The 8,451-nt window shown below is 68.5% G+C and carries 10 protein-coding genes and 3 pseudogenes; 5 read left to right on the forward strand and 8 right to left on the reverse strand.

The window, feature by feature from the left end:
* A pseudogene (locus ABZV38_RS38475) lies at nt 1–210 on the forward strand (phosphate ABC transporter ATP-binding protein); the annotation flags it as partial.
* 77 nt (nt 211–287) lie between these two features.
* On the opposite strand, the gene ABZV38_RS38480 reads toward ABZV38_RS38475, so the two are convergent.
* Nucleotides 288–1,793 carry an ISL3 family transposase gene (locus tag ABZV38_RS38480; protein ID WP_356333383.1) on the reverse strand — a complete coding sequence of 502 codons (1,506 nt, stop codon included), beginning with the start codon at nt 1,791–1,793 and terminating at the stop codon, nt 288–290.
* A gap of 353 nt (nt 1,794–2,146) precedes the next feature.
* On the opposite strand from ABZV38_RS38480, the gene ABZV38_RS38485 reads away from it, so the two are divergent.
* Entirely contained in the window at nt 2,147–2,662 is a 516-nt protein-coding gene (locus tag ABZV38_RS38485) for a GNAT family N-acetyltransferase (protein ID WP_356333385.1), read from the forward strand.
* 171 nt (nt 2,663–2,833) lie between these two features.
* Here the strand turns inward: ABZV38_RS38485 and ABZV38_RS38490 are convergent.
* From ABZV38_RS38490 to ABZV38_RS38505, 4 genes and pseudogenes are all read right to left on the reverse strand, one after another.
* Nucleotides 2,834–2,976 (reverse strand): annotated as a pseudogene (locus tag ABZV38_RS38490) (IS5/IS1182 family transposase); the annotation flags it as partial.
* Nucleotides 2,977–2,986: 10 nt separating this feature from the next.
* Nucleotides 2,987–3,541, reverse strand: coding sequence for a TIGR03086 family metal-binding protein (locus tag ABZV38_RS38495; RefSeq protein WP_356333387.1), 555 nt, complete (start codon nt 3,539–3,541; stop codon nt 2,987–2,989).
* Nucleotides 3,538–4,080 (reverse strand): SRPBCC family protein, encoded by a 543-nt coding sequence (locus ABZV38_RS38500; protein ID WP_356333389.1) that lies wholly within the window; start codon nt 4,078–4,080, stop codon nt 3,538–3,540. Before ABZV38_RS38500 ends, ABZV38_RS38495 begins: the two co-directional genes overlap by 4 nt.
* Entirely contained in the window at nt 4,077–4,439 is a 363-nt protein-coding gene (locus tag ABZV38_RS38505) for a metalloregulator ArsR/SmtB family transcription factor (protein ID WP_356333392.1), read from the reverse strand. The genes ABZV38_RS38500 and ABZV38_RS38505 overlap by 4 nt, the downstream gene beginning before the upstream one ends.
* A gap of 187 nt (nt 4,440–4,626) precedes the next feature.
* Here ABZV38_RS38505 and ABZV38_RS38510 point away from each other — a divergent pair.
* Nucleotides 4,627–4,719: pseudogene (locus tag ABZV38_RS38510) on the forward strand (IS5/IS1182 family transposase); the annotation flags it as partial.
* A gap of 237 nt (nt 4,720–4,956) precedes the next feature.
* On the opposite strand, the gene ABZV38_RS38515 reads toward ABZV38_RS38510, so the two are convergent.
* Both ABZV38_RS38515 and ABZV38_RS38520 read right to left on the reverse strand, forming a co-directional pair.
* Complete coding sequence (locus tag ABZV38_RS38515) at nt 4,957–6,099, reverse strand: MFS transporter (protein WP_356333402.1); 1,143 nt, start codon at nt 6,097–6,099, stop codon at nt 4,957–4,959.
* Nucleotides 6,100–6,134: 35 nt separating this feature from the next.
* Nucleotides 6,135–6,701: a Chromate resistance protein ChrB gene (locus ABZV38_RS38520; protein WP_356333394.1), complete on the reverse strand. Its 567-nt coding sequence runs from the start codon at nt 6,699–6,701 to the stop codon at nt 6,135–6,137.
* 73 nt (nt 6,702–6,774) lie between these two features.
* Between ABZV38_RS38520 and ABZV38_RS38525 the strand changes: the two genes are divergently transcribed.
* Both ABZV38_RS38525 and ABZV38_RS38530 read left to right on the forward strand, forming a co-directional pair.
* Nucleotides 6,775–7,110, forward strand: coding sequence for a metalloregulator ArsR/SmtB family transcription factor (locus ABZV38_RS38525; protein ID WP_356333396.1), 336 nt, complete (start codon nt 6,775–6,777; stop codon nt 7,108–7,110).
* Entirely contained in the window at nt 7,110–7,835 is a 726-nt protein-coding gene (locus tag ABZV38_RS38530) for a cation transporter (protein WP_356333398.1), read from the forward strand. Before ABZV38_RS38525 ends, ABZV38_RS38530 begins: the two co-directional genes overlap by 1 nt.
* Before the next feature lie 65 nt (nt 7,836–7,900).
* Here the strand turns inward: ABZV38_RS38530 and ABZV38_RS38535 are convergent, their stop codons facing one another.
* Nucleotides 7,901–8,059: a hypothetical protein gene (locus ABZV38_RS38535; protein WP_356333400.1), complete on the reverse strand. Its 159-nt coding sequence runs from the start codon at nt 8,057–8,059 to the stop codon at nt 7,901–7,903.
* Nucleotides 8,060–8,451: the final 392 nt, after the last annotated feature.

Here is an 8,451-nt window from a genome sequence, read left to right on the forward strand (position 1 = left end):
GAGACGATCCTGGACCTGGCGAACGACGTCACGGTCATCATCGTCACCCACAACATGCAGCAGGCCGCCCGCGTCTCCCAGCGGTGTGCCTTCTTTCTGGCCGAGCAGGGCACCCCCGGCGGCATCGTCGAGTACGGCCCGACCGCGAAGATATTCGGCACCCCAAAGGACGTGCGCACCGCCGATTACGTCGCCGGCCGTTTCGGCTGATCCGTCCCCCTGCGATGTGCGGGGGTCTGTCAAACGAGCGGCTCTGTTCCGTAATTGGTGGTAGCGCGGTGTGATGTTCACCGGAGGAGGATGCGGTGGCGGAGCAGGGCGAACCCGGCTCGGCCGTGCATCTGCCTCATGATCCTCTTGGTTCGCGTGTTGACGCCCTCGGTGCGGCCGTTGTGGTGTGTGAGGGTGAGGCCGGCATCGACTGCGGAGCGGTCGAGTTCGAGACCGTTCACGAAACCGTGCAGGTGGGGAAGGTCGCAGCCGCGGACGGCCGTGATCCACTCGGTGAGCTTGGTGTCGTTGCCGATGGCGGGTGTGAGGAGTTCGGCGAACTCCTGGATGAGGTAGGCGAGTTCGGCCGTCTCGGGGCGGGGGGCGGTGAGGTGCCGCCGGAGCTCGGTGTCCTTGTCCCGCAGGTTGTCGGGGCGGGTCAGCAGAAGGCGGGCAAAACGGCGCGGGGTGATGACGGGCCGGTCACCCTCGGCCCGGCCTTGGGTGATGTAGCGGTAGAGGAGGTTGAGGCTGCCGGTGTAGCCCAGCTCCTTGATCTCGCGGAAGAGCTGGAGCGCGGGAACGGCGGGGTCGGCGGCCCGACGGGTGCGGAGGTGGTCGCGGTAGGGGTCGACGAGGGTGGGCCGGTAGCGCGGGGCCCGGCGCAGGGCCTCCGGTTCCCGGGTGCGCGCGTAACGCTTGACGGTGTTGAGAGCGAGGTTGAGGCGTCGGGCGCACTCCAGGAGTCCCACGCCTTTGCCGAGCAGGTCGTGGACCTGGTGCCATCGTTCGCGGGTGGTCAGCTCACGTACTTCTCCGGGGCGGGGCGGGTTGACGGTTGCCCAGCAGGAACTGTGGGAGCGGACCTCGGCCAGAGTCTTGTCGCAGAGGTTCTTCCAGATGTGCCAGCGGTCGCTGACCTGCACCGCGTCGGGCAGGGCCCGGCGGACTGCCTCGCCGTAGGCCCCCGAGCCGTCGCGGCAGACGACCTCGACGCCGGGATGTTTGCGCAGCCATCGCTCGAGTGTGGCCGCGCTGCGGTCCGCCAGTACGTCGATCCGCTCGCCGGTCTCGGCGTCGATCAGGATGCTGGCATAGCGGTGGCGCCGCTTCAGGGCAAAGTCGTCGACGCCGAGCACCCGCGGCACGCGCAGCGCGGGCAGTGGCAGCCGCATCAGCATTCGCAGCGCGGTCGAGCGCGAGATCGCGACGACGAGGCAGCGGGAGAGGCGGGCGCTTGCCCGGCCCGCTAACTCTGCGACCACATGGCCGAGTTGGCCAGCCAGTCGGGTCGTGCGGCGCTGGTATCGCTCCAGCAGTCCAGGGACCTGCTCGCGGAAGGTCTGCCGCGGGCAGGCCAGTACCGGGCAGACCAGACGCCGCACCCGCACCGACACCACCACCCGCCGGCCGTCCACCGGCAGGTCCGCCACCGTACGCTCGTGGAAGCCATGCACTCTCGCGGTCGGCGTCCCACACTTCGGGCACGGCACCGCCTCGTGCCGGGTTCGCGCCGACAGGCGGATCGCCCCACCCTGGTCCGTCACGTTCTCAACGACCAGTGCCGATAACCCGGAAAGCAAGGTCCCCATAAGGGAGTTGACGTCACGCATGCGATGCCAACGATCCCGGTCACACTTCGTCACCACCGATTACGGGACAGAGTCGAACGATTTACAGTCCCTGCCGTACACGTGTGCGAGGCAATCGCGCGACACGGCGGACGAGTTGAAATCAACGGGCGCGGGCGCGTACAACAGCGACAACAGGGCGGTCCACGGCCCCGACCCGCTCCACCTCGCCGAGCTCTTCGGACTCGATGAGAAGACCGCCATCCGCTACGCGGACTCGGCGCGGGCGCTGCTGGAACAGGCAGCAGAGCACTCGACATCGCCCTCTGGAAAAGAACTTGGCCCGGCTTGTGGAGCCTTGAAGAATGACGGCCATGCGGATTCGACAGGCATGGCCTGATGACGCTTCAGCGGTCGCTGGCGTCTGCGTGCGCTCCTGGCAGGCGGCGTTTGCCGGTCTTGTTCCGCAGCGCTACCTCGACGCCATGGACCCAAGCCGTGAAGAGTCCGGCTGGAAGACACACATCTCGGAGACACAGTGGCCAACGTCGGGAGTACTGGTAGCCGAAACCGAGGCGGGGATCATCGGGTTCGCAGGTTTCAGCCCCTCCCAGGAGACCCCTGCCATCGCGGAAATCGGTACGCTCTACACGATGCCCGAGGTCTGGGGCACCGGGATCGGAAAGCAGTTGATGCTGGCCACGTTGACGGCTCTCGGACAGGCCGACTACGCGCAAGCCACCTTGTGGGTACTCGAAGACAATGAACGCGCCCGGCGCTTCTACGAGGCCGCCGGTTGGCACGCAGACGGCGCGGCCGTGGAGGACACCACTGGCGGGGCCGCTCTGAACAAGTTGCGTTACCGCCGCGCTCTCGGTTAGAAGCTGTGTCTGAACCTCTTTCCACTGGTCACAGCGTTATGAGGGAGTGGGGGAACCTGCTTGCCGTTCGGTGCGGCGTCGATGGACGGATCATCGAACGGCAGCGGAAGACCCTCGATCTTCACGCGGCGAGGGACGCCGACGACTGCTGGGGCCGCCGGTGTGGCCGGCCAGACGGCGGGAGATGAGCGTGATGAACGCCCACCGGATGTGCGCTTCGGCATGGGAGATCTGCGCTCGTAGTCCCTTACGTTGCGCCTGGCCCGCATCGTCCACGAGTTACTCCGTTCCACCACCCGCCTCTTGGGCAGCAGGGACACACACTCAAGGCTTACGGCCGATAAAGGCGAGCAAGCGAGTCTGTACGTCGGCGCTTTCGGGTACCTCGACCCGTGGTCCGTACTGCCCGCTGTTGCGGAGCACGTCGTCGAGCGGCAGCATCCCGTCGAGCAACTGGGCGCACCTGCAGGGGTCGAGGCGCTCCTCCTGGCCGGTGGCCCGCGCCAGGTCCCAGGTGTGCATGAAGACGTCGGCGGTGTAGAACCGGTCGACCGCCTGGTCCAGCGGGACCTCTCCGATGTGCTGGTTCGACAGCATCCTCTGCGCCGTGGCCGGATCGTCGAGGAGGGCCTGCACCCCGTCGCTGTGCACCGTCCAGGCCGCCACCGGGTCGTCGTCCACCGACGGCCCTTTCGGCAGTTCGACTCCGGCGCCAGCCTTCAGGAAGTCCGGGAACCACTCGACAAGGTGGCGCACCACATCCCGGGCGACCCACCCCTCGCAGGGCGCTGGGTTGTCCCATGCCCCGGGACGCACTCCGCGCACGCGGTCCGTGAATACCCCTGCGACGGTGCGGTGCTCATCGGTTGCCCTCGTCATGATCTCAAGCCTTCCATCTCGGTACGTCGGTCGGCGTTGCCGCTCTGGCGGCCGCTGAGCAACTCGTCAAGCCGCTCGTGGCCTTCCCGGACGCCGCGTTGCATGCCGCTCTTGATCATCGAGTCGCGGGCCTCGATGGAGGCCATGAGGGATTTGGTGGTGACCCGGGTGCGACCGCCGAGGCCCTCGAAGGCGGTTGTCTCCAGGCTGACGCCGTCCCGGAAGCCGTCGAAGGCGAAGGTCTGCACGATGCGCTGGTTGAGGCGTACCTCGTGGAACACGCCGCGGAAGCCGTACTCCGTCCCGTCGTCCTCGCAATGCACATAGCGGTACGACCCACCGCTGCGCGCGTCGTACTCGTCGATCCGCATGGTGAGCCGACGCGGGCCGAGCCACTGGACGACCAGGTCAGGATCGGTGTACGCCCGGAACACGCGCCCCGGCGAAGCATCGAACTCCCGGATGATGAGGATGGTGGGCAGAGCCGGGTCGGCCACGATCTGCGTCTCGTGCCGGCGGTTCGCCTTCGTGGTGCTCATGATGCCGCCTCCTTCGTCGGGGTGCCCGTCGCCGGCTGTTCCTCCATCTGCTCGAGGACGGCATCGAGCTGACGGAAACGATCCTCCGCCTCGCGCCGGTAACGCTCGATCCATTTCGCCATCAGGTCGAAGACCTCTCCCTCAAGGCGGCAGGGCCGCCGCTGAGCGTCCCTGCTGCGACTGACCAGACCGGCGTCTTCCAGGACCCTGATGTGCTTGGACACGGCCTGCACGGTCACGTCGTACGGCTCGGCCAGTTCGTTGACCGTGGCATCCCCGTCGGCCAGCCTGGCCACGATGTCGCGCCGGGTCGGGTCGGCCAGAGCGGAGAACACCCGGGACAGCCGGTCGTTGGCCATCTCGCACCTCGCATCTTCAACCAATCGGTTGAATAAACCTACGGCCGACCCTATGGCGTTGTCAACCGACTGGTTGAATAGCGGTCGACGCACCGGACGGCTACGGCCGCCGCCCGAGATGCACACCCGGGCGGTTCGCGTTCCCTGTCCCGGCCGCCCCCAGTGCGTTCCCAACGCTCTCCGATTCGCCTGGTTGCAGTTCAAACGGCTCCGCATCCGCTACGAGATACGCGCCGACCTCCACCTCGCTCTGCTCCAACTCGCCTGCAGCAGCATCTGCTTGAGACGCCTCAAAACCTGTGTAGGGTCCGTGACTTCGTATGCCCTGATTCCTGCGGAAACGATGGTATCCGGGCTTGGTGCGCACCACTTGGGTCGCTTGGCGGTGCGCATTCTTCTCCAAGCGGCCCGTGCTGTGGTGCACGGTGTGTTGTCGCCGAGGCGGTGCGTGGTGGGAACAGCTTGAGCATGCGTTCCTTGTTCGTGTCGCAGGTCGTTTGTGCCCGGGTCTGTTGGGCTACTGCACCGTTGCCGCGCGGCGGTGTGCGGCGAGCGTGATGACGGGGCCGATGGCCAGGATCACAGCGAGTGCGGCGAAGCCGTAGGTGAGGGTGGTGAAGGTGGCGACTGCAGCGACCAGGAGGGGGCCGCCGGCGTCGCCGAGTTCGCGCCCGAGTTCGGCTGATCCCATCGTCTGGCCCAGGCGGTCCTCCGGGGTGGAGGCGGCGAGTGCGGCGAAGCCGAGCGGGGTGATCAGCCCGGTTCCCGCGCCGATCAGGGCCGCACCGGTCAGTACACCGAGCAGGCCGGGCAGCATCGCACAGCCCAGACCAGCGGTGGTGACAAGGAGTCCGACGGCCAGGCCCATACGTGTCGTTATGCGCCCGGCATCCAGGGCTCGCCCGGCGGCCGGCTGGACGACGGCGGCGCATGCGGCGAGCACGGAGACGGCGGCTCCGGTGGCCACGGTGCCGAGCCCGGCGGCAGCGCCGGAGACGGGCAGGAAGCCGACGCCGACGGAGAGCGCGGCGGTCGCCCCGGCGAGGGCCGCGGTCGGGGCGAGGAAGGAGCGGGAGGTGAGCCGGCGGGCCAGGTCGAGCACGGTCTGGCGGTTGCGGGGCAGCGGCGGCAGGTGCGGTACGGCGAACGCGGCCCAGGCCGCGACGGCCGCGCCGAGCACCGCCATGACCGCGAAGAGCAGTTGTAGGCCGCCGGCCCAGGCGAGGACGCCGCCGAGGAGGGGGCCGAGGGTGTAGCCGATGGACTTGTAAAAGCCGTAACTGCCGAACGCCCGGCCGTGCTTGGCGGCCGGGTTGAGCCGGGCGACCAGAGCCGAGGCGGAGGGCGAGAAGGCGGAGGCAGAGGCGCCCTGGCCGAGGCGGGCCGCCCATAGCCAGCCGGGACTGTCCGCGGTGGCGTAGAGCGCGGACGCGGCGGCGAAGGCGATGAGCCCGCCGAGCAGCACGGGCTTGGCGCCGATGCGGTCGGCGAGGGTGCCGAAGAGCGGCTTGAGCAGCACCTCGGCCCCGTCGTACAGGGCGAGCAGGCCGCCGAGCACGAGTAGGGAGGTGACGGCGTCCTCGGAGAGGCCGCCGAGGTTGGCGGCGATTCCGTGCGCGCCGAACGCGGTGGTGAACCCGGCCGCGTACAGCGGCCACATCTGCCCCCGGGGTGCGGGACGGCCCGCCGTCGCGGTCATACACCCTCCCCCTCGCTCTGGTGCAGGGCATTGAAGACCCGCTCCGCGTAGTCCTCGCAGGCCGCTGCGCACTGCTTCAGCCGCTCCGTCGCCTCGGCCGCCTGCGGGGCACCGAAGACGTCCCGCGCCGTCAGGTCCCGGTGCCAGCGCCGCAGCCGCTCCAGGCTCTGCTCCTCTTCCTCCAGCTCGGCGAGGGTGAACTTGGCGATCCGGATCTCCTTGGCGATCTCCTCTTCGAACTTGCCGCAGTCCGCGAGGAATTCCGTCCACTCCTCCGACCGTGCGGCGGTGAACAGCGCCTGGAAGCGGGCGGCGTCCTCGGGCCCGCGTCCGGACGCCTGCAGTGTCACGGCCTGCCCCTCGGCCCGCTCGGTGAGCTCCACTGCGCGCCGCACCCCGTCGGCGAAGACCGGCACATCCGGCACCGCCCAGATGCCCTGGCCCAGCGAGAGGGCGCCGGCCTTGCGCAGCTCGCGCCAGACCGCCACCCGGTGCTTCGACGGCTCCGCGGGCAGCTTGATCACCAGGACCAACCACCGCACCCCTGCTTCACGATTCGTCACGCGCAAGAATGTAGCAGGCGTTACAAATAATCCATGGTATTCTGAATTCAGGAATCTGTGTATCGTCGTAGGTGTGCTGACTCTCGCTCCCGATATCGAGGTGCTGGCGCGGTTCGGCCGTGCGCTCGCAGACCCGATCCGCTGTCGCATCCTCCTCACCCTGCGCCAGGCCCCGGCCCATCCCGCCGACCTCGCCGACGCGCTCGGTATCTCCCGCACGAGGCTGTCCAACCACCTGGCGTGCCTGCGGGACTGCGGCCTGGTCGTCGCCGTCCCCGTCGGCCGCCGCACCCGCTACGAACTCGCCGACCCACGCCTCGGGCACGCGCTGGATGACCTGCGCACCGCCGTGGTGGCCGTCGAGGCCGACAGGACCTGCCCGGGCGGGGACGAGAAGGGCTGCTGCTGATGACCGCCGATACGCCCATCGGCATAGTCCCGGCCCCGGCCCGACGGGACGCGCTCGCGCACCGGATACGGCTGCTGGTCGCCGCCACCATCGCCTACAACGTCATCGAGGCCGTCGTCGCGATCACCGCGGGCGCGATCGCATCGTCCACCGCGCTGATCGGCTTCGGGCTCGACTCGGTCATCGAGGTCTCCTCCGCCGCGGCCGTTGCCTGGCAGTTCTCCGCGGCGGACCATGCAGTGCGCGAGGCGCGGGAGAGGACAACGCTGCAGATCATCGCCGTCTCGTTCTTCGTACTCGCCGCCTACGTCACGGTCGATGCGATCCGGCCCCTGGCCGGCACCGGCGAGGCAGAGCCATCGGTCCCCGGTATAGTGCTGGCCGCACTATCCCTGGCCGTGATGCCGTTCCTGTCCGCCGCCCAGCGCCGCGCCGGGCGTGAACTGGGCTCCGCCTCGGCAGTCGCGGACTCCAAGCAGGCCCTGTTGTGCACCTACCTCTCCGCCGTTCTCCTCGTCGGCCTGGTCCTCAACGCCACTCTCGGCTGGGCACGGGCTGACCCGATCGCCGCCCTGGTCATCGCCGCCGTCGCGGTCAAGGAAGGCCGCGACGCCTGGCAGGGCAAGGGCTGCTGTGCTACCCCGGCCCCAGGGGTTCCCGCCCCGCGCGGCGAGCAGGAAACGGACGCCTGCGGCTGCCGCCCCGGATGCGGCTGCTGCAACTGAGCCGCCACGCGCGCGACATCACCGTGCTCGGCCCGCTGATCACACCTGGGCCGGGCGCGGGCGTTTCAGGCCGCTTCGGCTTCGGGAGCGGCGTCGGGGGCGAGGCGGGTGACGTCGAAGTTGAGGTGCACCTCGTACGCCTCGGGGATGTCGATGAGCACCTTGCGTACCCCGCCCTGAAAGATCACAAAGATCAGCAACCGGCAGTTACGTTCCGGAGTCATTGCGCACTGAAGCCCGGATTTGCGCATTCACTGCGCATCGAGCGTCGACATTGCGCATCCGGTCGCGGAGCCTACAGTTCCATCACCTTTTCGCTAGTTCGTGTCTCTTCTCAGCGAAGTTAGTCGCCGCAGATGCCGCTGACATGGGTGGACTGGATTGGCTGAGACAGCCGTCACGGCCTGGGGTTCCCCCCGCTCGCCGGGTGTCCCGTCTCATGCGAATTGGCCCCTGTCTCAGGTGATCTGGTCCGATTCGCTCGTAGTCTCAGGCGATCTGGTCCGTCGGCGCTACTCATTTCATGCGAGACCTCGACCCGCACGGCGATGACACCCCAGGGTCTCGGTGAGCAGCACGCGCCGCTACGGTGGACCGATGGCATCGATCAAGCAGT

It is taken from the genome of Streptomyces sp. NPDC005181 (genome assembly GCF_040608395.1).
Classification (GTDB): Bacteria; Actinomycetota; Actinomycetes; order Streptomycetales; family Streptomycetaceae; genus Streptomyces.

Excerpts from the sequence above, each read along its gene's own strand:
- ABZV38_RS38485 (WP_356333385.1), top strand. The coding sequence starts at position 2,147 with ATGACGGCCATGCGGATTCGACAGGCATGGCCTGATGACGCTTCAGCG.
- ABZV38_RS38495 (WP_356333387.1), bottom strand. The coding sequence starts at position 3,541 with ATGACGAGGGCAACCGATGAGCACCGCACCGTCGCAGGGGTATTCACG.
- ABZV38_RS38500 (WP_356333389.1), bottom strand. The coding sequence starts at position 4,080 with ATGAGCACCACGAAGGCGAACCGCCGGCACGAGACGCAGATCGTGGCC.
- ABZV38_RS38505 (WP_356333392.1), bottom strand. The coding sequence starts at position 4,439 with ATGGCCAACGACCGGCTGTCCCGGGTGTTCTCCGCTCTGGCCGACCCG.
- ABZV38_RS38515 (WP_356333402.1), bottom strand. The coding sequence starts at position 6,099 with ATGTGGCCGCTGTACGCGGCCGGGTTCACCACCGCGTTCGGCGCGCAC.
- ABZV38_RS38530 (WP_356333398.1), top strand. The coding sequence starts at position 7,110 with ATGACCGCCGATACGCCCATCGGCATAGTCCCGGCCCCGGCCCGACGG.
- ABZV38_RS38535 (WP_356333400.1), bottom strand. The coding sequence starts at position 8,059 with ATGACTCCGGAACGTAACTGCCGGTTGCTGATCTTTGTGATCTTTCAG.